The sequence below is a fragment of the Marisediminitalea lipolytica genome, assembly GCF_001758465.1.
GTDB classification, from domain to species: Bacteria; Pseudomonadota; Gammaproteobacteria; order Enterobacterales; family Alteromonadaceae; genus Alteromonas; species Alteromonas lipolytica.
The window spans coordinates 97,058-119,064 of sequence record NZ_MJIC01000006.1; the positions used below are offsets into that span (position 1 = coordinate 97,058).

Consider the following 22,007-nt stretch of genomic DNA (forward strand, 5'->3'; position numbering starts at 1 on the left):
CACCTCGCGGGTTGGTATTCATGGAATTACTGATACAATAGCCCTCCGATAATTCTTAATCTTAGCCGCTGAACGTGTAGTATGACTGACCCCAATGGACTGGCTCCACTTCAACAATTTGCACTGAATGACCGTTTGGCCAACTATGGCGACGGTGTTTTTACCACTATGAGCGTAAAAGACGGCAAAGTAGCATTGTTAAACCGGCATATTGCAAGGCTGGTTAACGACGGCGCTGCCCTTGGTTTGTCAGTTGCAGAAAACGCGGTGCGGCAAGTCATTCAAAGCGCGCTTAAACAGCGTCAGGATGGCGTTTTAAAACTGCTAATCGGTGCCGGCCAGGGCGGGCGAGGCTATGCGCGACCTGAGCAATCAGCGTTAACAGTCGCCGTTAGCTGGCACGAAATTCCGGCTTTTTATCAACAATGGCAGCAACAGGGCATTCACCTTGGTAGCGTCGGAGTCAATCTGGCCAGACAACCTTTACTCGCCGGGCTTAAGCATGCCAATCGTTTAGAGCAGGTGCTAATCAAACGTGCACTGGCCAATTCGCCGTATGATGATGCCATTGTCACCGATGAGAACAGCACGGTGATTGAAGCCAGTGCAGCCAATCTGTTCTGGTTGAAAGAGGGGCATTGGTATACCGCTGGGTTAGAGCACGCGGGTGTTAATGGCGTGATGCGCCAGTTCATCTTAGCCCAGTCTGTCCCTGTTCAGGAAGTCGCCATGTCGCTGTCTGAGGTAGCCGATGCTGATGCGATGTTCCTTTCTAATGCACTGATGCAGGTTGTACCAGTACAACGTCTTACCATTGGGGCAGCGAGTCGTGAGCTGGCTGTTGCACCGGTACTGAGCTTGTGGGACACGCTAAAGCCGCTATACGCAGGAGAATACGGTGCTGCGTAACCTTTGTATTGGGTTAATCCTGTTAGCAGGTGCGGGAATAGCCTCTGCAGTCTGGCTCTTTCAACAGTTTGAACGGCCGCTTTTGCTTACAGCGCCAGTGCTTTACAGTCTGCCGCAGGGGCAAGGGGCAATCGAAACGGTGAGAGAGTTTGACCGCAATGGCTGGTTGCCTATGCCGTCTTTAGCCGCCAGATTGTGGCTTAAATTTATTTATGGCGGGCAGCCTATACTGGCGGGCACTTATTCTATTTCCCCGGATATGACGATGGCTGAGGTATTTGGCGTGTTATCCCGGGGTGAAGAAGTCCAGTTCGAAATCAGTCTGATTGAGGGGCAAACCTATCGGCAGTGGCTGGCGGCGCTTGCTGCTCATCCCCGACTCAAGCAGGATATTGAAGCTGATGGCGCGTCACTGGCAGGCGAATTGATAAAAGACTGGCAGCAATACAGTCCTCACCCTTTGTCAGGGCCGGATGGCCTGTTACTGGCTGATACCTATCATTTTACCCAAAACACCAGGGCCAGCGATATTTTACGCCGTGCGTCGGTGGCCATGCAGCAATATTTGCTGGCTGAATGGGCGCAGCGCGAGCCGGGATTGCCATATAGCAAACCGGTTGAAGTGCTGACCATGGCTTCTATTATCGAAAAAGAAACCGCGCTGGCTTCCGAGCGAGCGCGCATTGCGGGCGTATTTGTAAACCGGTTAGAACGTAATATGCGACTACAGACGGATCCGACGGTGATTTACGGCCTCGGTGAGCGTTTTGATGGCAATCTTACCCGTCAGCATTTGCGCGAGGACACACCGTATAATACCTACGTACATAAAGGATTGCCGCCAGGCCCCATTGCGATGATTGGCCGGGTTGCTATAGATGCAGCGCTGCAGCCTGCGCTGACTTCCGATTTATACTTTGTTGCCCGGGGCGATGGTAGTCATCAGTTCTCTGCGACATTAGAAGAACATAACAAAGCGGTACGAGAGTTCCAGCTAAACCGAAAGGACGGACAACCCTAAATGGCAGGTAAGTTTATTGTCGTTGAAGGCCTTGAAGGGGCCGGTAAGAGTTCAGTGATTGCACTGGTAGAATCTGCGGTTAAGGCCCAGGGCCACTCAACGGTAACCACCAGAGAGCCAGGCGGTACGCCAATGGCTGAAGCCATTCGCGAATGCGTAAAACAAAACTGGCAGGAAACGGTGGTGGAAGAAACCGAGCTCATGCTGATGTACGCCGCGCGGGCACAACTGTTGGCCAATGTCATCAAACCCGCATTGGCTGACAATAGCTGGGTTATCGGCGATCGTCATGATTTGTCATCGCAGGCTTATCAGGGCGGCGGCCGGCAAATTGATGCAGATACATTGGTGGCATTACGCGATATTACGCTAAAAGGTTTTAAACCGGATTTAACCCTGTACCTGGATGTCGAACCGGCGGTTGGACTGGAACGTGCCCGCGGTCGCGGTGAACTTGACCGTATAGAACTGGCGGGACTGGGCTTTTTTGAACGAACCCGGGCTCGTTATCTTGAGCTGGCCGGCGCCGACGACAGCATCATCACCATTAATGCGATGCAGCCCATGGCTGATGTGCACAGTGATGTACGTAAAGCGTTGGAGCATTATCTTTCATGCTGATGTTGCCGTGGTTGGAAAACCGTTTTCAACAACTGATAGAGCGTTTTCAGCGCAATAGCCTGCATCATGGTATTCTGCTCAGCGGTCCACAGGGCGTGGGCAAGCGCGAGCTGGCTGATGCCTTGCTACAAACTATCTTATGCCTGCATCCCAGCGGGCAGGGGGCTTGTGGTGAGTGCCAGAGCTGTAAACTGATTAACGCGGGGAATCACCCGGATCGCTACGTACTGGAAAGCGAAAAGCTACTGGGGGTGGATGCGATACGTGAAGCCATTGGTAAGCTGAATACTACAGCCCAAATTGGCCGGCATAAGGTGTTAATCATCCCCGCAGCGGAGCGAATGACAGAAGCAGCTTCCAACGCGCTGTTAAAAACCCTCGAAGAGCCAACGGATAATACTTATTTGTTGCTGCTTACCCATCGGATCGCCGGGTTGTTGCCCACCATCCTGAGTCGGTGTGAAAAACATGTTATTGCCACGCCTTCGCCTGCGCAAAGTTTACAGTGGTTAGCATCCCAGGGACACACCGAAGTCGATAACGCATTGCTAAATGCCTACGGAAACGCGCCGCTGAGAGTTGCTGAAGCCCTTAGCGACGAGTCGACGCTGAGTTACCGTGAGTTTGTCGATGGCCTGGAAGCATTGCTGGGCAATAATCAGGACGTAACGGAAGTTGCCGGTAAGTGGCAGGAGCAGGCCGAACAAGTCATTAGCTGGTGCCAGCAGTATTTCCATGATCAATATTGTAAAACGCAGCGTAAAGAAGATTTACAGCGCTATCAGCATTGTATCGCCTTTGCAGTCCGGGTACGTCATCCGGGCGTCAATAAAGTTCTGTTACTCAGTCAGATTTTTTCTTTGTTAAAACAAGCTTAAGGAGCTTATTGTTGTTTGTAGATTCTCATTGTCATCTCGACCGGTTAAAACAAAACAGCGAAGAACTCAGCCAAACACTGGCCTTCGCCCGCCAGCGCGGTGTTGAACATTTTTTATGTGTATCGGTATCGGTAAAAGATTACCCGCAGATGCTCAGTACAGTCAGTGGTTTTGATGACGTGTCAGTCTCCTGTGGCGTGCACCCGTTGCACCAGGAAGATGCTTGTGACTACGAAACTTTGCTGGCAGCAGCAAGCAGTGACAAAGTGGTTGCCATTGGCGAAACCGGCCTGGACTACTTTTACAGCGAAGATACCCGTGAAGTACAAATTCAATCTTTTATTGATCATATTAAAGTGGCCAATGAAACGGGCAAACCACTCATTATTCATACCCGCGATGCCCGTGAAGATACCATTGCGTTGCTGAAGCAATATAAGGCAGAACACACTATTGGTGTATTGCACTGCTTTACCGAAGATTTACCCATGGCAAAAGCGGCTATGGAGCTGGGTTTTTATATTTCCATTTCTGGCATTGTGACATTCAAATCAGCAGCAGAGTTACAGGCGGTCACCAAAGCTATTCCGCTGGACCGCTTGCTAATTGAGACTGATTCGCCGTGGCTGGCCCCCGTGCCACATCGTGGTAAACCGAATCAGCCCGGCTATGTTGTGGAAGTTGCAGAATTTATTGCTGAGCTGCGGGGAATTACCGTTGCTGAACTGGCAGCGGCAACAACGGCCAACTTCTACCGGTTATTCTCTGCTATTAAGGCAAACGGGTAAGCATGTTGGCTGACTGGCGTACCTGGTTATTAAAAAGCCTGGATAAAACCCGTGACTTACCAGAAAGTCGCTATTTCCAGCTTGCCACCGTGGATGAAAACGGCTGCCCGCAAAATCGTACGGTGGTGTGCCGCGGATTTGACGATGCGGAGGCCCTGCTGTGGGTGGTTACTGATTCACGCAACTGCAAAGTACCTGAGCTAAAGTTGAATCCACAGGCCAGCATTTGCTGGTACTTTAGCAAAACCCGCGAGCAATATCGTTTGGCCGTAACCGCCCGGGTGGAAACGCCGGATAGCGCACTGTCTTTATGCCAGCATCACTGGCAGCGATTGTCGGTTAGCGCCAGGCAGCAGTTTTTGTGGGGGGAGCCCGGCACCAAACGTGCCCATCCTAAACGTTCACTGGTCGATCACAGTGCTGATACCGAAGTTGTGCCGCCGCATTTTTGCGTGCTGGCATTAACGGTAACGTCGGTTGATTACCTGAATCTGCGAGGCAATCCACAAACCCGTTATTATTTTACACAGCATGACGGTGACTGGCACGCTGAGGCACTGATCCCATAGCACTTCGCAGCTAAAAACATATTCTGTAACAATAGGGTTTTGAAAATCTCCTGAGCCGATGGCATTCTCAACAGGATAATCTCATCCTGAGAAGGGACTTCTTATGGCGATCAAATTTATCCTGGGTGACATCACCACGGCCGCAGTCGATGCTATTGTAAATGCAGCGAATCCGTCGTTACTTGGCGGCGGCGGTGTTGACGGCGCGATTCATCATGCAGCAGGACCAGAACTGCTCAAAGCTTGCCGCAGTTTGCCGGTAACGGCAGGTATGCGATGTCCACCGGGGGAGGCGCGGTTAACAATCAGCGGTAATCTTCCCTGTCGCTATGTCATCCACACCGTTGGGCCTGTATATCATAACGATCCATCACCAGCCGAAACGCTGGCTAACGCTTATCGGCGTAGTTGCGAGCTGGCTATTAGTCAGGGGTGTCGCAGTATTGCTTTTCCTGCCATTTCCTGTGGTGTTTATGGTTACCCGCACGATGAGGCGGCGCGCATTGCCGTTAACACCTGTAATTCTTTTAGCAGCCAGTTAGCGATATCGTTTTACCTGTTTGAACAGTCACTTTATGCGTGTTTTGTTAACCAGTGGCAGCAAACTCAGGCTCAACAGCAATAAGATGTTACGGAGATAATTGTGAGCTACCTTAGGTTTATTTTTGCCATTCTGGCTATGTTCAGTCTGCATTTTGCAGTAGCAGCCCCGGATGATCGATTTGCCACACTCGATAAGTATTTGCAGGATTCCGTTGCTAATGGTTTCAGTGGTGCGGTTCTGGTGGTAGAAGCGGGCGATGTTCGCCTTAATCAGGGCTATGGCCTTGCGGTTCGTGATGCGCATTTGCCGGTAACGGCAGAGACGCTGTTTGATATCGGTTCCGTTACCAAACAATTTACGGCGGCGGCGATAATGCATCTGGCGCAGCAAGGTAAATTAACCACCAGCATGACACTGGCTGATTTTTTCGCCGATGTCCCACCAGACAAACAGGGAATTACCCTGCATCAGTTACTGTCGCATTCCGCGGGAATCGCTAACGGTATCGGCGCCAGGGATTTTGAACATATCCCCACCCAGACTTTTTTTGCGCGGTTATTCAACGAACCGCTGTATTTTGCACCCGGTGAGGGCTATGCCTACTCCAATGCCGGTTACAGTATTCTGGCCAGAATTATTGAGCTGGTAAGTGGTCAACCCTACGAAAGCTATGTTCAATCTGCTTTATTCGCCCCGGCAGGAATGCAACACACCGGTTATCTTAAGCCGGAACTCAGACAAGAACCCGCTGCGGCAGGGTATTTATTTGGTGAAGCCGACACCGGTAGCACCCGGGATCGGTATTTTGCTGATGCTGCCATTGCCTGGCCCCTGAAAGGGAATGGCGGGATATTATCGACCCTTAACGATATGTATTTGTGGTCACAGGCGTTGCAAACTAACCGTATTTTAAAAGATCAGTACCGTCAGCAGCTGTTTTCCCCCCACGTTGCTGAAGATGAGGAGGGGAGCAGTCACTACGGCTACGGCTGGGCGATCATGAAAACGCCCCGTGATACGCGATTTATTGGCCATAATGGTTCAAATGGCGTGTTTTATTTTGATTTTCGCTGGTTTCCCGATGAACAGTCGCTGATCCTGTTCGCCTCTAATGCCATGGTTGAAAGTACCATGGCTGTGCCATTCTATATTGAGCAATACCTGTTTGAACAAGAACCCTTACCTGAATTTACCCGCGGACTGACCAGCGAAATAGTACGCAAATCGGTAACCACTGCCGGTAACGCGCTGCATAAAAAAGCCGTTTTACAAAAAACCTTCATCAGCCGGGTTGATGACAAGCGCATTTTAAACCGGGCCGGTCTGAGATTACTGGATCAGCAGCTGTTCGCCGATGCGATAGCCTTGTTATCGTTAAATGTCGAACTATTCTCTGATGACGGTAATCTGTGGGATAGTCTGGGCGAAGCCTATTTTGAGAGTGGCCAGGCTGAGGCGGCAAAGAGTGCGTTTAAGCGAGCGTTACAGCTAAAGCCTGCACAGGATTGTTTTTGGTGCGAAAACAGTCAGACCAGACTGCAGCAACTGTTAAATCCGCAATAGTCGCGGTTTTGTCGCACAAATATTCGGGGCGCGCAAATAGAAGGGTATTTAAGCTGGTAATCACAGCGACTGTTGTTATTATAAATGTTACGAGTAACATACACGGCTGAATGGCTTCAGACCCTTTATATCAATGACAAATCGCGCCTCGCTGCAAGACATCGCCGACCAGCTCGGGATTACCAAAATGACGGTATCCCGCTATTTCCGTACGCCGGAGAAGGTTGCCCCGGCGACCCGGGAAAAAATTGCCCAGGCGGTTAAGCAGTCGGGATACATACACAATCGCGCGCCAGCACTTATGTCAAAAGCGCTGAGCCGGACTGTCGGCGTAGTGATACCGTCTTTGTCTAATCAGGTTTTCTCGGCGTTGGTCGATGGTATCGAAACGATTACCAATGCTGAAGCCTTTGATATTCTACTCGCCCATTCTGGTTATGATCCTCACATTGAAGAACGCAAAATCGAAATGTTACTGTCTTATCAGGTGGATGGCCTTATTTTGTGTGAAACTGAGCATACCGAAAGAACCCGGACAATGTTGAAGCAGGCGGGGATCCCGGTGGTAGAGTGCATGGAATTACCCGAGTCCCCCCTGGACATGGTGGTGGGGCTAGACCACAAAGCAGCTGCATTTGATGCAGTCAGTCGGATGATAAAAAGTAACAAACGCAGAATTGTGTATCTTGCGGCGCGCCTGGATCGGCGAACCATGTTACGTCAGCAGGGTTATGAACAGGCCATGTGGGAAGCCGGCCTGACGCCGCAGATTGTGGCAACGCCTTTCCAATCAAGCTTTTCTCAGGGGGGAAGCCTGTTAAAACAGGCGCTGGATACCTTTGACCGGCTGGATGGTATTTTTTGCACCAACGACGATTTAGCCGTGGGGGCAATGCAGTTTTGTCAGAATGCAGGTATTCGCGTGCCTGACGATCTGGCGGTGATGGGCTACAACGGACTCGATATCGGGCTGACTATGCAGCCACCCTTAACCAGTGTTGTTACGCCCAGACAGGCCATCGGCATTAAGAGTGCACGTCTGATTATTGATGTGATCAATGGCAAACCACGCAAAGAAAAACTGTTCGATTTGGGCTTTTCATACACCGATGGCCATTCGCTGGGTTAGCCGGCGCTGAGATGGTCGGCTACGGTTGTCACCAGCGTGTCTATGGGAAGTGAAATATCGGCGGAAATAATATCCCGCTCAGATTTATCCGGTCGCTCCAGCGTATCAAACTGACTTTGCAGCATCTCTGCCTGCATAAAATGACCTTCTCGCGCCAACATTCTTGCTTTTATTAAGTCAAAATCACCGTCTAAAAAAACAAAACGCAGGTTGGAAATGTGGGCTCTGAAGCTATCGCGATAGTCCCTTTTTAGTGCTGAACAGACAATAACGGACGAGACAGACTGTTCAATAAGTTGCTGAGCCCGTGCCGCGATAGCACTTAACCAGGGCGCTCTATCGCTATCAGTAAGGGCTTCTCCCCGGGACATTTTTGCTATGTTATGTTGCGGGTGCAAATCATCGCCGTCAATAAAACGGGCACCTAACACGGTTGCCAGTCGCTCACCCAGAGTGCTTTTGCCACTTCCGCTTACCCCCATAATGATAATGCACCCAGGGGAAGGGAGTAAGTCGATGTTTGTCATAAGGTCTACTTGCGTTTTTGTTAAAAAGATGTTTTTCTTTATGTTATGCGTAACATTCTAGCCGGTAAATGGGCTGGTGTGAATTAACAATTTTAATGAGATCGAGAATGCATGGATTTTGCGAGCAATCAGACTGACAATTTAGTGCTCTTGTTTACCGGCCTGACAATGGTGTTATTGCTTATGGGACTCATAATTGTGGCCCGGGTACATGCACTTATCGCATTGATTACGGTAAGTTTTATAACCGCCTTGATAACTGGCGTAGACGCTACGCAAGTGTTACCGGTAATGTTACAGGGTTTTGGCTCTACCTTAGCTGCGGTAGCCCTGTTGGTGGGGCTGGGTGGCATGATTGGTAAATTGTTGGAAAGCAGTGGTGGCGCTGGTGTGCTGGCTAATCGAATGATTAGCTTATTCGGCCTTGAACGTGCGCCTCTGGCACTGGGTATTACCTCGTTACTGTTTGGTTTTCCCATCTTTTTTGATGCCGGCTTAATTGTGATGATGCCCATTTTATTAAGTGTGGCGCGACGTCTTAAGCAATCTTCCTTGTTAACCGTGCTACCCGCCGCCGGTGCCTTCGCCGTAATGCATGCTTTTGTACCGCCGCATCCTGGTCCCGTAGCGGCGGCTGACCTCCTTGGCGCCAACCTGGGTTTATTGTTGATTATCGGAACCGCTATCGCCATTCCAAGCTGGTATCTTGGGGGTTATTTATTTGCTTTGTATGCGGGTAAACGGTTTGTTATCCCGTTACCTGAATGGTTCAGTGAGGCGCCTGAACCCAGAGCACAGGCAAATAGCCCATCCTTTAGCCGGGTAATACTGATTTTGTTATTACCCTTTAGCTTAATTTGTCTGGATACGGTGATTCATACGCTGCAGGTTGCGGGCATACTTAGCGATGATGACGGGGTCTGGTCGGGCTTACGACTGCTGGGTAAAACGCCAGTGGCGTTATTACTGACTTTGCTGATGGCGTTTTTTCTGTTTCGGCGTCAGTTTAGCCGCCAGCAGTTGGAATCTTTATGTAACGACGCCCTTGGTCCGTTGTGTTCGGTTATTTTAGTGACTGGTGCCGGTGGTATGTTTGGCGGCGTATTAAGAGCTGGCGGCATTGGCGATGCCTTTGCCCAGCTACTGGTTGATACTGGCTTACCAGTGATCATCGCCGCTTTTGTTATGTCGGTGTGCCTGCGTGTTGCCCAGGGCTCTGCAACGGTCGCGCTAACTACCACGGCTGCGCTTATGGCTCCGGTTGTGGCGCAGGCGCCGGGCCTTTCTGCTGTGGATTTATGTTGTATTGTTATCGCCATTGCTGGCGGTGCCACAGTACTGTCGCATTTTAATGATTCGGGCTTTTGGCTGGTGTCACGCCTGTTACAAATGGATGAGAAAACCACACTGAAAACATGGACCGTGATGGAAACCTTGCTGGGATCTATTGCTTTTGTACTGGCGCTCATACTGAGCGCCTTAGGATAACAGTCAGAGCGTTGGTTCTGGTGGGGTTGGCAAGCCAAATGAGGTCAGCGCCAGCTCGTAAGTGCCAGCCTGTACGCCGTTCAGCGGGGCGTAATTCGGCGCATTACTGGGCACAAAACTGACCTTGTTAAACAGCATCGGCTGAATCTCATTAATGATGGCTGGAATAAACTGCGGGTATTTGGTCATTGGGCCGCCCAGCACAAACATTTTTGGGTTTACCACCGCTGCGATGGTGGCCAGAGTGCTGGCAATCTGACAAATCGCCAGATGACCCGTTAAATCAGCGCCTTCCTCCAGCGCTTCTGGTAGTTTTTGATTAGTGACAAAATCCTGCAGGTTTTCGTTTTTTCCCAGCATGATATGCCCGATTTCGCCGGAAATACCAGCAGCTCCTCGCATCAGGTGATTATCCAGAAAAATACCCGCACCAATACCTTCACCAAAATAAATGAACACAAAATCAGACACGTGTTTGGCAATACCCAGGCTCTTTTCTGCCAGGGTTGCCCAGTTCACATCGTTGTCCAGGGTCACCGGACAGTCAAAATTTTGCTGGAATAATTGCTTAAAATTTATGCCATGGATAATACTGAATTTGGAATAGGGCAGAGCCAGTATTTCGCCTGTCAGATAATTTACTGGCACAGCCACCGAGACGCCTATGGCCAGCAGGGGAGAGTTCTGGTCCTGAATTGCCATGCGAATAAAGCGCAAAATCGCCTGCGCGAGTTCTTCTTGCTGCCAGCCGGGGTCAATGTAAAAGCACTGATCGCGGATGACTTTAAGCGATAAATCGGTTAACCGCAGTTGGATCTGTTTTACGTCGATAGCGATGGCTAAGGTCAGGCCTTTACTGGCATTTACTTCGTAAATAACGCCGGCCCGGCCTTGTTTGTTTTTTGACTTGCGTGTGGTCTCCACAACCATACCTGCTTTTTCAAGGCGCTGTGCCGATTCTGAAATAGTGGGTCGGGAGATGCCGGTTTTCTTGGCAATAGCAGCCCGGGTCATGGGCCCGTTTTCTTTCAGGCAATGGAAAAATTGCCTGTCAGTCATTAAAGCCAATCCGTTGTTTTGTTGTAGGGTGTCTGCTTGCTTCATTATTTTTTTAACACATTGATCAACTGCTGTGTTCAGTTTGATTATTATTTTTAAGGGTAACAAATCACCAGGTTAGTAACCTGTTAATATTTGGTTGCTAAATGTTTTGTTAATATACCTGCTTTTTAAAAACTGAAAAAGCTTTTTGCACTTTTCCTGGTGCATCCTCCTTGCTTCGTCTTTATTGAGGCAGATAATTTACAATTTTACAAACTTTCACCACGGATCAACACTGACGCATATCAATAATCTATTGATATTAAATTAAAAAATATAAATTCAATTATTTTTGAATTGTCCTTTTCTTGGAAAATTCGATTAATTCCAACCATTATATTCAGAAAAATGATGGTCACTATTCAGCAGCTTTGTTTGTTTTGACGGCTAAATCTGCGGCGATTTTGGCTAAAAAAGCCCCGTTTAAGCAAAGCAAGGATCACACCAGTTGTATAAATGAGTGTAAAATATTATCAATTAGTTAAGTCGCTTTACAAAAAGCTTGCATTGTTACGAAAATGTAACTATACATATACGGCGTTACAACTGGTTAACCTGAATCTCCGGTTGTAATCGTTCAATACGGATTGAGAGAGCCGTGTTGGATTTAGCACTGCGCTAAGAGCCAGGCAAGTTTATTCGGCCTGACGTTGAATTTATATCGGTTGGGTAACAGATAGCTACAACGAAGCTCTTTGGCGCAAATAATTAAAAAAGTGTTAATCTCATTGGAAACCAAATTATGTTTTATAAAAGCAAGCTAGCAACTGCTGTCTCCGGGGCACTGTATGTGATGGTCGCCACAGGCGTTCAGGCACAACAAGCGGAATCAGTAGAAAAGATCGAAGTGCGCGGCGTGCGTGGCAGTTTGTCACAATCAATGAACGTAAAGCGTCAGTCTACTGGTGTTGTTGATGCCATCTCTGCTGAAGATATGGGTAAATTCCCGGATACTAACCTGGCCGAATCACTACAGCGTATTACCGGTGTTTCGATTAACCGTGTAAACGGTGAAGGTTCTGAAGTTACCGTACGGGGTTTTGGCGGTAACTTTAACCTGATCACTCTGAACGGACGTCAAATGCCGGCAGCTAACGTTGCATCGATCACGGGTAACCCGTTAGATCAGGGCGCATCAGGCACCACCCGTTCATTCGACTTCTCGAACCTGGCTTCGGAAGGTGTTAGCGGTATCGAAGTTTATAAGACAGGTCGTGCGGCAGTACCATCAGGTGGTATTGGTGCGACAATCAATATCAATACCTTAAAGCCACTGGCCCAAGGTGATAACCGTGGGTCAATCGGTGTTAAAGCGGTTAGAGACGAAAGCGGCGATGGCGTAACGCCAGAAGTGAGCGGCGTAGCCAACTGGGTTAATGACGACGGGAAATTTGGTGTGTCTCTGTTCGGTTCATATCAGGAGCGTGACTCTGGTAGCCGTCACATGAGTGTTGAACAGTTCCAGCTGTATAACTGGGATGTAAACTCGCCGGGCACATTCGGTCTGGTTGAGGGTGCTAATGTTACTAATGCGCCAACACAAGGTCAGCTGGTGGCAATGCCAACTAACCTGGGTCTGGGTGTAAACGAAGATAACCGCGAACGTATCAACGGTATGTTAACCGTGCAGTACGCGGTAAGTGATGATATGACCATCACCGCTGATGCCACTTACGCGAGCAACGAAATAACCTCTACTTCAGTGGTTGATGGCATCTGGTTTGCTCGTCAGTTCACGGATATGGAATTTGACGGAAACCCGGTAGTAGCTACGCCAATTCGCTTCACTGAAGACATTGATGGCGGTAAAGATTTCTTCTTCCAGAACCTGGTAATGGGTGCGAAGGACGAACTGAAATCATTCGGCTTTAATGTTGATTGGTGGGCATCTGATTCATTAAACCTGCGTTTTGATGCTTCTAAAGCACAAGCGAGTTCAGGCGGCGCTGGTCCATACGGTAAAAACGTTATTCGCTTTAACGTAGCGGGTGCAACTGCTGGCTGGCAAACAGTAGACTTTGGCAGCAGAATGCCTCAGGCAAGCATCGTTGTTGATGATTATGCACAAGATGCCGATGGCAATTTCATTAAAGGAAACGGAAATGGTATCTTTGATGTGCCGGATGTAGGTCCTCAGGTTACCCGTGCTATTTCTTCTGACCAGACTTCAGACGTTGATCAGTTCCGTTTAGATGGTACCTGGGATCAGGGTTCTGATATCAAACTTGATTTTGGTGTAGGCTATCTGAGCACTGAAATGGAACAGGTTCGCTACGAAACTGAAGCGCAGCTGGGTGGCTGGGGTGTTGCGGATGTAGGTCCTCAATACATTCCGGAAGGTCTGCTGGAAGTGGGTTGTACCTCTTGTGCCTTTGAAGATCACGACATGAGCGGTGTTGCCGGTGCTGACGCTATTGCGGTACCTGCGGGTGCAAGCACTATTCCGCTGGGCAGTGTGTCTTTTGTTGGCAATGCGGTACAACTGTTAGAAGCAGTAGCGCCTCTTTATGGCTATACACCTGGCCAGCTGCCTGCGGTAGCGTCTGACAACAACACCGTTAAAGAAGATATCTTCTCGGTGTATGGTATGGCGACTATGGACGGCGAAATCGGTGGATTTGAAGCTAACCTGGTTGTGGGTCTGCGCTATGAGAAGACTGACGTTGAGTCAATCTCACTGCAATCTGTACCAGAGCAAATCATCTGGTTGTCTGATAATGACTTCCGCATCCAGTTAGGTAACGGTACTGATGCACTGGCACAAAAGCACTCTTACGAGAGCCTGCTGCCAAACATCGATTTGTCAGTAAACTTAACTGATGATCTGAAAGCCCGTTTCTCTTACAGCATGACGCTGGCTCGTCCGGCTTACAACCAAATGTACACTGCTACCAGTATTGGCGCGCCAAGTCGTCCGACTTACTTAGGTGGTCAGGGCTCTGGTAGCCGTGGTAACGCCCAGCTGGATCCATTAGAGTCAAACAACTTTGACGTGTCACTGGAGTATTACTACGGTGAGTCGAGCATGGTGTCTGTGGGTTACTACCGTAAAGACGTAGATAACTTTGTTGGTACTCAACAGGTATCTCAGAACCTGTTTGGTTTACTTGATGCGACATCAGGTGCACCAGGTACCGTATCTGCTGATGCGATTTCTGAACTGGAAGCCCGTGGTATCGAAGTGACTGAGCGTAACTACTTCACCATGACAGCACTGTTGTCTAACCCGGACGCGTTCCCGAATGGTGCGGACGACTTCCAGGAAGGTCAGGCGTTTGCTGATGACGTATTCTCTAACTACAGTGTTGGTCCTGTTGCCGGTGATCCGCAAATGCAGTTTGAGGTTACTCAGCCGGTTAACAACCAAAGTGCCCGTATTTCTGGTTACGAGTTAGCATGGCAGCACTTCTTTGGTGAGTCAGGCTTTGGTTATCAGGCTAACTTCACCATCGTAGACGGTGATATCGGTTATGATGTAGGCGCCGATCCGGCCCTTGACCAGTTCGCTTTGGAAGGTTTGTCTGACAGTGCTAACCTGGTTCTGATTTACGAAAATGAGGGGCTGTCTGCTCGTATTGCTTACAACTGGCGTGATGCGTTCCTGAGCGAAGTAAACCGTGGCGTTTCTTCGGTTCGTAACCCGCTGTTTATCGACGAGTACGAGCAAGTGGATGTTAACGTAAGTTACGAGTTCAGCGAAAATCTGACCGTGAGCATGGACATCATCAACCTGACTGAAGAAGGTCAGCGTCAGTATGGCCGTAGCTACAACAACACGTTCTTTATCCAGGAACTTGACAGACGTTACGTACTTAACGCACGTTACACGTTCTAAGCGTTGTGTAAAAACCTGACCGGTGCCTTCGGTGCCGGTCAGGCATTTATCTGAACTCTCTCATATCAGAGAGTACCATTCTGGTTAGCATTTGCCTGTTATCAGCGGTAGGATGCAGACTGACAAATTCTTCTTAAAGCTATTTAGCGAATTTTCTTATGTCTAACATTAGCGTTTTAAATAATGTGGATCACGCCGACTTAAAGATTGCGGTAAGCGGCGGGGTAACTGAACAGGTTAACCGATGCCAGATTTATGCATCGGAAATAAACGAACTACAAAAAGAATATCCAATCCTGATATACCGTGGGGATGAAGAGGCTGCACTGCAACTGCACGCAATCCTTGGTTTATCTAAAGACGAAAATCTGTTTATCGGTGACAATGGCTGGACAACAAGATATGTGCCTGCGCTGTTAGCTCGAGGGCCGTTTAGTATTGGTTACAGTAAAAACGATAACGGTGAACCGGTAGACCCGAAAATTTGCATTGATATGGATGACGAACGGGTTAACTCGGCAACCGGCGAAGCCGTATTTATGCCTATGGGCGGTGAGTCAGAGTATTTGCAGTATGTAAAAAAAGCGCTGCAAACCATCGAAAGTGGTGCTCAGTACAATCACACGTTATTCACCCTGATTGAAGAGATGGAATTACTGGAGCCAGTATCCATTCAGCTTAAGCTCAGTAACGTCGAGCAGGTCAATCTGAATAACTATTATACGATCAATCAACAAAAACTCAGCAGTCTTGCGGGGGATCAACTCAGCAAGTTAAGCCAGTACGGTATGCTTGGCCCGCTGTATTTTATTCTGTCTTCCATGGGTAATTTCCAGCGCCTTATTGAACTGAAAAACGCTAATTCAGCCATGCTGTAATACTACTTAAAAGGACGCATTACCATGACCGCCAATCAGGTACTTGTGTTAGACGGCATATCACCGGACAACATTCCGTTTGACGATCTTTTTGCCTTAAACAAACCCGTTATTTTAAAAGGGCTGGTGAAAGACTGGCCTTTGGTTAAGGCCGGTCAGCAATCCCGCGAGCAGGCCATGGCCATGCTAACCGAGCATGACACCGGTCATCCGCTGCTGGTTTATCGGGCGCCTTCTGACATAAACGCCCGTTTTGGGTACAACGAGACCTGCACTGGTTTTAACTATCAGAGCGAAAAAGCCAGACTCAGCGATGTGCTGGCAAAAATTAAAGCCGACTTTACGGCTGAGCAGCACGAATATTTGTATATTAATTCGTTACGCTTCGATCAGGGCTTACCGGCTTTACACCAGGCTAATACGCTAAGCTTTGAGCATGCCGAATTTACCAACAACCTGCCGGTGCCGAAAATCTGGATAGGTACAGAGTCGGTGGCCGCTGCCCATTTTGATCAGCCTAAAAACATTGCATGCTGTGTATTGGGTAAACGTCGTTTTACCTTGTTTCCGCCAGAGCAGGTGGAAAATCTCTATCCGGGCCCGTTGAGTCCAACGCCTGGCGGTCAGGTGGTCACAGTGGCAAATCTGGACGAACCCGACCTGAGCAAATTTCCACGATTACAAACGGCCCTTGAAAATGCTTATATTGCTGATCTGGAACCGGGTGACGGACTGTATTATCCGAGTATGTGGTGGCACGAAGTACGCGCATTCGACCGTTTTAACGTGATGGTTAATTTCTGGTGGATGACAGCCGAGCGTTACCTGGGGAACCCAATGGATGTGCTGATGCACGGGATGTTAACCCTGCGTGACAAACCGGCTCAGGAAAAAGCCGCCTGGCGTGCGCTGTTTGACTACTATGTATTTGGGGATGCCGACAAGGTTACCGAGCATCTGCCGCAGCAATGTCATGGACCACTGGCCAGCATGGATGAACTTTCTGCCCGGCGTTTGCGGGCAATGTTACTGAACAACCTTAACCGATAGATAGGCGTAAACTGATGGCGCAAAATAAGACTCGAGTTGTTGTTGCCGGTGGCGGTACTGCCGGTTGGCTGACCGCATTTAGTCTGGTAACCCGTTTAGGTAACGTACTGGATATCACGTTGGTGGAGTCTGACCAGATTGGTACAGTTGGGGTAGGTGAAGCAACCATTCCAACCATGTGTAACTTTCACCGGTTAATGGGCATAGATGAGCGGGAATTTATGGCCGCTACCAATGCCACGTTTAAGCTGGGCATTCAGTTTAATAACTGGGCTAATCAGGGCGACAGCTATATTCACTCCTTCGGCGAAATCGGTCAGCGCTCGTGGATGGCCGAATTTCATGAATTCTGGATGGAGGCGGTCGCTAATGGTCAGCAAGACAGTCTCGATGAGTACTGCCTGGAACTCAAAGCGGCCAGACAAAATAAGTTTGCCACCAAAGTCGGCAATAAAGCGCTTAATTTTGCTTATCATCTGGATGCAACCGCCTATGCAGGGTATTTGCGGGCTAAGTCTGAAGCCGCTGGCGTAAAACGCTGTGAAGGTAAAATTAAAACCGTGGATATTGATCCCCAAAGCGGTAATTTAACCGGTTTGGGCTTAGATTCCGACCTGTACATAAAAGGCGACGTGTTTATTGATTGTACCGGCTTTCGGGGATTACTAATTTCGGAACATCTGGATGTTGGTTACGAAGACTGGAGTCACTGGCTGGCGGCGGACCGCGCCATTGCTGTGCAGACAGCTTCTGTTGAACCTGCTAAACCCTACACCATTGCCACAGCGCATAAGGCTGGCTGGCAGTGGCGTATTCCACTGCAATCAAGGGTGGGTAACGGCATCGTTTACAGCAGTCAGTTTTTAAGTGACGAAGAGGCACTGGCGACGCTTAAGAGCAATTTGCAGGGCGAAATCTTAACCGAACCCCGTTACCTGAAATTTAAAACCGGTCGACGGCAAAAAGCGTGGCACAAAAACTGTATCGCAATTGGCCTGGCCAGCGGCTTTTTAGAACCGCTCGAATCTACCAGTATTCACCTGGTGACTACGGCTTTAATTCGACTGATGAAGCTGTTTCCTTTTACTGCAGAACATGAACTGCTGGCCGAGCAATATAATCGTGAAACGCAAAAAGAACTGGAGACCATCAGGGACTTTATTGTTCTGCATTATCACCTGACTCAGCGGGATGACAGTGACTTCTGGAATCACTACCGGACCATGGAAATCCCTGAACCTCTGGCGCACCGTATGGCGATATTCGCGCAAAATGGCTATGTGTGGCCGGATGATGTGTCACTTTTCCGGGTGGATTCCTGGGTACAGGTAATGATGGGGCAGGGCTTAAGGCCAGCGCAGCATCATGGAGCCAGTCGCATGTTGCCCACAGCAAATTTACAACAGCAACTCGCGGCTTTTAAGCAATCGATTAATTCTGTGCTCAATCAACTGCCTTCGCACAGTGAGTTTATTGCACAGTATTGTCCGGCCAATGAGCAGGTAAAACAGGGTTAACACCATGCAGGACAAGATCACGCGGGTTGTTATTGTGGGCGGCGGCACAGCCGGTTGGTTAACGGCTGGTATTATTGCAGCCAAAAATCCGTTAAAAGGTGAGCATAGCCGCACAGAGATCGTTCTGGTTGAATCTCCGGAAGTGAAAAATCTTGGCGTAGGTGAGGGAACCTGGCCAACCATGCGCGATACCTTGCGTTTGCTGGGGATCGCTGAAAAGCAATTTTTAACCTGCTGTGATGCCAGTTTTAAGCAAGCGTCGAAATTTGTGGGCTGGCAACAGGGTGGCAGTGACTATTACTATCATCCGTTCACTGCGCCAGCCGGTTACGGCGCGGTAAGCCTTGCCGATGCCTGGCACGAACAGGGATGTCCCGGTGACTTTGAAAGCTGGGTTTGTGCCCAGGGCAGCGCTTGCGAACGGGATCTGGCCCCTAAAATGCCACAGTTGCCGGAATACGCTTATAACTTTAACTATGGCTATCATCTGAGCGCAGACAAGTTTGTGGCGTTACTGCATAGTCACTGTACAGAGCAGCTTGGGGTTATTTATAAAAGCGCTCATGTTGCCGGGGTAAGTAGTCATCCTAACGGTGACATTGCCGCGATAGAACTTACCGAAGGTGAGTCTTTAAGTGGCGATTTGTTTATTGATTGTTCAGGTTTTAGTGCCCGCTTAATCGGTCAGCACTATCAGGTGCCCTTTGTCTCTAAACGGCATGTTTTGTTTAATGATACGGCGGTTGCCGCTCAGGTCAGCCATGTTGACGAGCAAACCCCGATTGCTTCGTGTACGGTGGCTACTGCCAAACCACATGGCTGGATTTGGGATATTGCCTTGCAACCGCGGCGCGGTATCGGCCATGTATTTGCCAGCGAGCTGACCACCGAAACCCAGGCTGCCGATGCGCTCCTGGCTTACATTAGCGCGGACAAATCGTTAAATCAGGGAGGACATACACCCAGGACTATCCGTTTTGATCCCGGTCACCGGCAGTCATTCTGGATAAATAACTGTGTCGCTGTTGGTGTGTCAGCGGGATTTGTTGAACCCTTAGAGGCAACAGCACTGGTGTTAATTGAAAAATCCGCAGAATGGATAGCCGAGCAGCTGCCCCGGACGCCAGCGGCGATGCAGGTGCTGGCAAAGCGTTACAACACCATGACCTGTGAACGCTGGACCGAAATAATTGATTTTATCAAATTGCATTATGTGCTGAGCAGTCGTCGGGATACGCCTTACTGGCAGGCCCACGCCGATCCTTCGACCTGGCCGGAGACATTAAAAGATGCGTTACTGCTGTGGCAAAGCCAGCCGCCCGGTTTGCTTGAAACCAATCTGCGTCAGGAGTTGTTTTCCTCTGCGAGTAAGCAATATGTGCTCTATGGCATGGGGTTTCGTTCAGCATCCTGGCAAGGTGGCGGTGTAACCAGCCTGAGACAACCCATTATCGAACGAATTCGACGCGAGTTTATACACAACGGTGACAAACTGTTAAGCCAGTTACCCACTAACCGGCACTACCTCAGCCGTTTAACCGCGGCTAGCGCTTAGCAATAATGTACACTGCATGCACGATCCCCGGAATATAACCCAACAGGGTTAGCAGGATGTTTATCCAAAATTGCGGACCAATGCCCACCTGTAGGAACACACCCAGCGGGGGCAGTAAAATTGACAATAAAATACGTAAAATATCCATGGTTTTGACCTTATTTGTAGTGAAAACCATGGATGTTGCAAAGTACCTGCCAGGGTTTAATGGCAGCAGCTGGCCGCTGAGGACTTACTGAATTTTTGCTGTAGTGCATGCCAGCCGTTTCTCAGCATGAGCGCACCAAGAATGACGGCACACAATGCGTATACGGGCGAAACTTCACCATGCTCGTGAGCAGACTGGCCAAGGGTGATCCAACCTTGCAGGTCAAACTGCGACACCAGTAAATTCAGGCCATAGCCAAGCAAAATACTGGCGCTCATTACACTGATAATGTACAGCACCAGGGTTCGTTTACCCATTTCTTTGGCAATCATACCCATGGTTGAAATATTGGTAGCCGGGCCAGCCAGTAAGAACACAAGTACAGCACCGGGAGAAAGACCAGCACTAAGAAAGCCTACAGCCAGCGGCGTTGATGCGGTTGCACAGATATACATGGGAATGCCAATAACGGCCATCACCAGCATAGCCAGCAAGCCATCGCCCCAACGGGTTAAAAAGTCTGTGGGTACCCAGGTTTGAATTGCAGCCGCCAGCGCCAGACCAATCAACAGCCAGATGCTGATATCAATTAACAACTTACCAGTGGAGAATTGCCAGATGGCGAGTGTTTTTGCGGCCAGCGAGGGCGACTTATCAGCTGGCGCTGGTTCACTGTTGGTACCGCAACAGGAGGAAGCCTGTGAAGAGACGTCAGGTTGCTGTGTTTTGCTGGCACAACATGAGGAAGTTGGCTCAGCCTTCTGCTGCGGTACCTGGGTTGATTTACTGTCGCAGCAGGATGAGACCTTTTCAGGCGCAGTAGCAGAAGTGCTACAACAGGAAGAGGATGCAGGATGGCTGCTGTTTTCTGAAGCCGCAGCTGACGGTGTATCCTGTTCAGCAAACAGGCGAACCATCATGCCTGCATAGACCGCACTGATGATGGCACAGAATGGGCGCACGATAGCAAACAGCGGGCCCAGTAAGGCGTAGGATACCGAAACCGAATCAACGCCGGTCTCCGGTGTTGCAACCAGAAACGAGACGGTTGCCGGTCGCGAAGCGCCGCTTCGACGCAAGCCAACGGCCGCCGGGATCACGCCACATGAACATAAGGGCAGTGGCGCACCAATCACCGCGGCCTTGCCGATAGCAGCCGGACCTGAGCTACCCATATGTTTTTGCAGCAGGCTGATGGGCACTAACTCGTGCATAACACCAGCTACCAGCAAACCCAGTAACAACCACGGGGCTGACTCCATAAACAGCAGCACAAAGTTTTCGGCTAACAACGTAATGTCACTCATGATGCCTCCATAGAGTCTAACGCGTGTAATATTGAGCAATGCTGGGCACTTTCGGGTCCGCCACAGCATGCTTTATGCAGGGTCTGTAAAGATAAACGTATTTTTTCCAGCTCAGCTATCTTTGCGTCGAGCTCCTTAACCTTGCGAGCGGTGACTTGTTTCACTTCTTCACAGGTATGGTCATCGGGATGTAAGCGCAACTCAAGCAGCTCACTGATTTCATCTAAGGTAAAGCCAACGGCTTTTGCCCGTTTAATAAATTGCAGGCGGGCCAAATCATCGGTGGAGAATAACCGATAACCGCCGTCTGAGCGATGAGAGGCCTGCACCAGGCCTTTGTTTTCGTAAAAACGAACGGTATCCACCGTTAATCCGGTGAGGCTGGCCAGCTGCCCAATTTTATAGTGTTTTGTCTTCATACTGGTAGTGTAAACCCTGGAGTTAGCTCCAGAGTCAAGCTTAGCAAATAATTTCCCTCCTGTTAAAGCGTGTATCACGGCAAGATATTCGTAATGCAAGGCGCTGAACGCTATTTATTGCACAAATCAGTACTGGCGAATGGTAGTCATCGCTATCCTG

The 22,007-nt window shown here is 49.3% G+C and carries 20 protein-coding genes; 15 read left to right on the forward strand and 5 right to left on the reverse strand.

What is annotated here, in order from left to right:
* Nucleotides 1-81 precede the first annotated feature (81 nt).
* The 9 genes from pabC (at nt 82) to BFC17_RS03405 (ending at nt 8,022) form a co-directional block, all read left to right on the forward strand.
* Nucleotides 82-909 carry an aminodeoxychorismate lyase gene (pabC, locus tag BFC17_RS03365; protein ID WP_070175053.1) on the forward strand — a complete coding sequence of 276 codons (828 nt, stop codon included), beginning with the start codon at nt 82-84 and terminating at the stop codon, nt 907-909.
* Nucleotides 899-1,930, forward strand: a complete 1,032-nt coding sequence (mltG, locus tag BFC17_RS03370) for an endolytic transglycosylase MltG (protein WP_070175054.1) — start codon at nt 899-901, stop codon at nt 1,928-1,930. Before pabC ends, mltG begins: the two co-directional genes overlap by 11 nt.
* Nucleotides 1,931-2,551: a dTMP kinase gene (gene tmk / locus BFC17_RS03375; protein WP_070175055.1), complete on the forward strand. Its 621-nt coding sequence runs from the start codon at nt 1,931-1,933 to the stop codon at nt 2,549-2,551. It begins immediately after the preceding gene.
* Complete coding sequence (gene holB / locus BFC17_RS03380; protein WP_070175056.1) at nt 2,545-3,429, forward strand: DNA polymerase III subunit delta'; 885 nt, start codon at nt 2,545-2,547, stop codon at nt 3,427-3,429. The genes tmk and holB overlap by 7 nt, the downstream gene beginning before the upstream one ends.
* An 11-nt stretch (nt 3,430-3,440) precedes the next feature.
* Entirely contained in the window at nt 3,441-4,217 is a 777-nt protein-coding gene (locus BFC17_RS03385; RefSeq protein ID WP_070175057.1) for a TatD family hydrolase, read from the forward strand.
* Between the two features lie 2 nt (nt 4,218-4,219).
* Nucleotides 4,220-4,786 carry a pyridoxamine 5'-phosphate oxidase family protein gene (locus BFC17_RS03390; protein WP_070175058.1) on the forward strand — a complete coding sequence of 189 codons (567 nt, stop codon included), beginning with the start codon at nt 4,220-4,222 and terminating at the stop codon, nt 4,784-4,786.
* 103 nt (nt 4,787-4,889) lie between these two features.
* Nucleotides 4,890-5,411 (forward strand): O-acetyl-ADP-ribose deacetylase, encoded by a 522-nt coding sequence (locus tag BFC17_RS03395; protein ID WP_070175059.1) that lies wholly within the window; start codon nt 4,890-4,892, stop codon nt 5,409-5,411.
* Nucleotides 5,412-5,429: 18 nt separating this feature from the next.
* Nucleotides 5,430-6,893, forward strand: a complete 1,464-nt coding sequence (locus BFC17_RS03400) for a serine hydrolase domain-containing protein (RefSeq protein WP_070175060.1) — start codon at nt 5,430-5,432, stop codon at nt 6,891-6,893.
* Nucleotides 6,894-7,026: 133 nt separating this feature from the next.
* Entirely contained in the window at nt 7,027-8,022 is a 996-nt protein-coding gene (locus tag BFC17_RS03405) for a substrate-binding domain-containing protein (protein ID WP_070175061.1), read from the forward strand.
* Here the strand turns inward: BFC17_RS03405 and BFC17_RS03410 are convergent.
* Nucleotides 8,019-8,549, reverse strand: a complete 531-nt coding sequence (locus BFC17_RS03410; RefSeq protein WP_070175062.1) for a gluconokinase — start codon at nt 8,547-8,549, stop codon at nt 8,019-8,021. The two genes, BFC17_RS03405 and BFC17_RS03410, sit on opposite strands and share 4 nt — an antisense overlap.
* Before the next feature lie 111 nt (nt 8,550-8,660).
* Here BFC17_RS03410 and BFC17_RS03415 point away from each other — a divergent pair, with 111 nt between their 5' ends.
* Nucleotides 8,661-10,037 (forward strand): GntP family permease, encoded by a 1,377-nt coding sequence (locus BFC17_RS03415; protein ID WP_070175063.1) that lies wholly within the window; start codon nt 8,661-8,663, stop codon nt 10,035-10,037.
* 3 nt (nt 10,038-10,040) lie between these two features.
* Here BFC17_RS03415 and BFC17_RS03420 read toward each other — a convergent pair whose 3' ends face one another.
* A complete protein-coding gene (locus BFC17_RS03420) occupies nt 10,041-11,096 on the reverse strand; it encodes an ROK family transcriptional regulator (protein ID WP_175439521.1) in 1,056 nt (351 codons plus the stop codon).
* Nucleotides 11,097-11,880: 784 nt separating this feature from the next.
* Between BFC17_RS03420 and BFC17_RS03425 the strand changes: the two genes are divergently transcribed.
* The 5 genes from BFC17_RS03425 to BFC17_RS03445 all read left to right on the forward strand — a co-directional run bounded on the left by BFC17_RS03425 (nt 11,881) and on the right by BFC17_RS03445 (nt 19,973).
* Complete coding sequence (locus tag BFC17_RS03425) at nt 11,881-14,973, forward strand: TonB-dependent receptor (RefSeq protein ID WP_070175065.1); 3,093 nt, start codon at nt 11,881-11,883, stop codon at nt 14,971-14,973.
* 158 nt (nt 14,974-15,131) lie between these two features.
* Nucleotides 15,132-15,851, forward strand: a complete 720-nt coding sequence (locus tag BFC17_RS03430; protein WP_070175066.1) for a SapC family protein — start codon at nt 15,132-15,134, stop codon at nt 15,849-15,851.
* 24 nt (nt 15,852-15,875) lie between these two features.
* On the forward strand, nt 15,876-16,901 hold the full coding sequence (locus tag BFC17_RS03435) for a cupin-like domain-containing protein (RefSeq protein ID WP_070175067.1): 1,026 nt from the start codon (nt 15,876-15,878) through the stop codon (nt 16,899-16,901).
* A 14-nt stretch (nt 16,902-16,915) separates the two neighbouring features.
* Nucleotides 16,916-18,418 carry a tryptophan halogenase family protein gene (locus BFC17_RS03440; protein ID WP_070175068.1) on the forward strand — a complete coding sequence of 501 codons (1,503 nt, stop codon included), beginning with the start codon at nt 16,916-16,918 and terminating at the stop codon, nt 18,416-18,418.
* A 4-nt stretch (nt 18,419-18,422) separates the two neighbouring features.
* The gene (locus tag BFC17_RS03445; protein ID WP_070175069.1) at nt 18,423-19,973 is read left to right on the forward strand and encodes a tryptophan halogenase family protein; all 1,551 of its coding nucleotides are present in this window, start codon (nt 18,423-18,425) and stop codon (nt 19,971-19,973) included.
* Here the strand turns inward: BFC17_RS03445 and BFC17_RS03450 are convergent.
* The 3 genes from BFC17_RS03450 to zntR are packed head-to-tail and all read right to left on the reverse strand — an operon-like array spanning nt 19,963 to nt 21,847.
* Nucleotides 19,963-20,121, reverse strand: coding sequence for a YqaE/Pmp3 family membrane protein (locus BFC17_RS03450; protein WP_070175125.1), 159 nt, complete (start codon nt 20,119-20,121; stop codon nt 19,963-19,965). The two genes, BFC17_RS03445 and BFC17_RS03450, sit on opposite strands and share 11 nt — an antisense overlap.
* 56 nt (nt 20,122-20,177) lie before the next feature.
* Nucleotides 20,178-21,428: an SO_0444 family Cu/Zn efflux transporter gene (locus BFC17_RS03455; RefSeq protein ID WP_070175070.1), complete on the reverse strand. Its 1,251-nt coding sequence runs from the start codon at nt 21,426-21,428 to the stop codon at nt 20,178-20,180.
* Entirely contained in the window at nt 21,425-21,847 is a 423-nt protein-coding gene (gene zntR / locus BFC17_RS03460) for a Zn(2+)-responsive transcriptional regulator (protein WP_070175071.1), read from the reverse strand. The genes BFC17_RS03455 and zntR overlap by 4 nt, the downstream gene beginning before the upstream one ends.
* Nucleotides 21,848-22,007 lie beyond the last annotated feature (160 nt).

What these genes read in the sequence shown, in the direction of transcription:
- pabC (WP_070175053.1), top strand. Translation starts at nt 82, where the DNA reads ATGACTGACCCCAATGGACTGGCTCCACTTCAACAATTTGCACTGAAT.
- holB (WP_070175056.1), top strand. Translation starts at nt 2,545, where the DNA reads ATGCTGATGTTGCCGTGGTTGGAAAACCGTTTTCAACAACTGATAGAG.
- BFC17_RS03415 (WP_070175063.1), top strand. Translation starts at nt 8,661, where the DNA reads ATGGATTTTGCGAGCAATCAGACTGACAATTTAGTGCTCTTGTTTACC.
- BFC17_RS03440 (WP_070175068.1), top strand. Translation starts at nt 16,916, where the DNA reads ATGGCGCAAAATAAGACTCGAGTTGTTGTTGCCGGTGGCGGTACTGCC.
- zntR (WP_070175071.1), bottom strand. Translation starts at nt 21,847, where the DNA reads ATGAAGACAAAACACTATAAAATTGGGCAGCTGGCCAGCCTCACCGGA.
- BFC17_RS03435 (WP_070175067.1), top strand. Translation starts at nt 15,876, where the DNA reads ATGACCGCCAATCAGGTACTTGTGTTAGACGGCATATCACCGGACAAC.
- BFC17_RS03445 (WP_070175069.1), top strand. Translation starts at nt 18,423, where the DNA reads ATGCAGGACAAGATCACGCGGGTTGTTATTGTGGGCGGCGGCACAGCC.
- BFC17_RS03450 (WP_070175125.1), bottom strand. Translation starts at nt 20,121, where the DNA reads ATGGATATTTTACGTATTTTATTGTCAATTTTACTGCCCCCGCTGGGT.
- BFC17_RS03405 (WP_070175061.1), top strand. Translation starts at nt 7,027, where the DNA reads ATGACAAATCGCGCCTCGCTGCAAGACATCGCCGACCAGCTCGGGATT.
- BFC17_RS03455 (WP_070175070.1), bottom strand. Translation starts at nt 21,428, where the DNA reads ATGAGTGACATTACGTTGTTAGCCGAAAACTTTGTGCTGCTGTTTATG.
- BFC17_RS03420 (WP_175439521.1), bottom strand. Translation starts at nt 11,096, where the DNA reads ATGACTGACAGGCAATTTTTCCATTGCCTGAAAGAAAACGGGCCCATG.
- BFC17_RS03430 (WP_070175066.1), top strand. Translation starts at nt 15,132, where the DNA reads ATGTCTAACATTAGCGTTTTAAATAATGTGGATCACGCCGACTTAAAG.
- BFC17_RS03425 (WP_070175065.1), top strand. Translation starts at nt 11,881, where the DNA reads ATGTTTTATAAAAGCAAGCTAGCAACTGCTGTCTCCGGGGCACTGTAT.
- BFC17_RS03410 (WP_070175062.1), bottom strand. Translation starts at nt 8,549, where the DNA reads ATGACAAACATCGACTTACTCCCTTCCCCTGGGTGCATTATCATTATG.
- BFC17_RS03395 (WP_070175059.1), top strand. Translation starts at nt 4,890, where the DNA reads ATGGCGATCAAATTTATCCTGGGTGACATCACCACGGCCGCAGTCGAT.
- tmk (WP_070175055.1), top strand. Translation starts at nt 1,931, where the DNA reads ATGGCAGGTAAGTTTATTGTCGTTGAAGGCCTTGAAGGGGCCGGTAAG.
- BFC17_RS03390 (WP_070175058.1), top strand. Translation starts at nt 4,220, where the DNA reads ATGTTGGCTGACTGGCGTACCTGGTTATTAAAAAGCCTGGATAAAACC.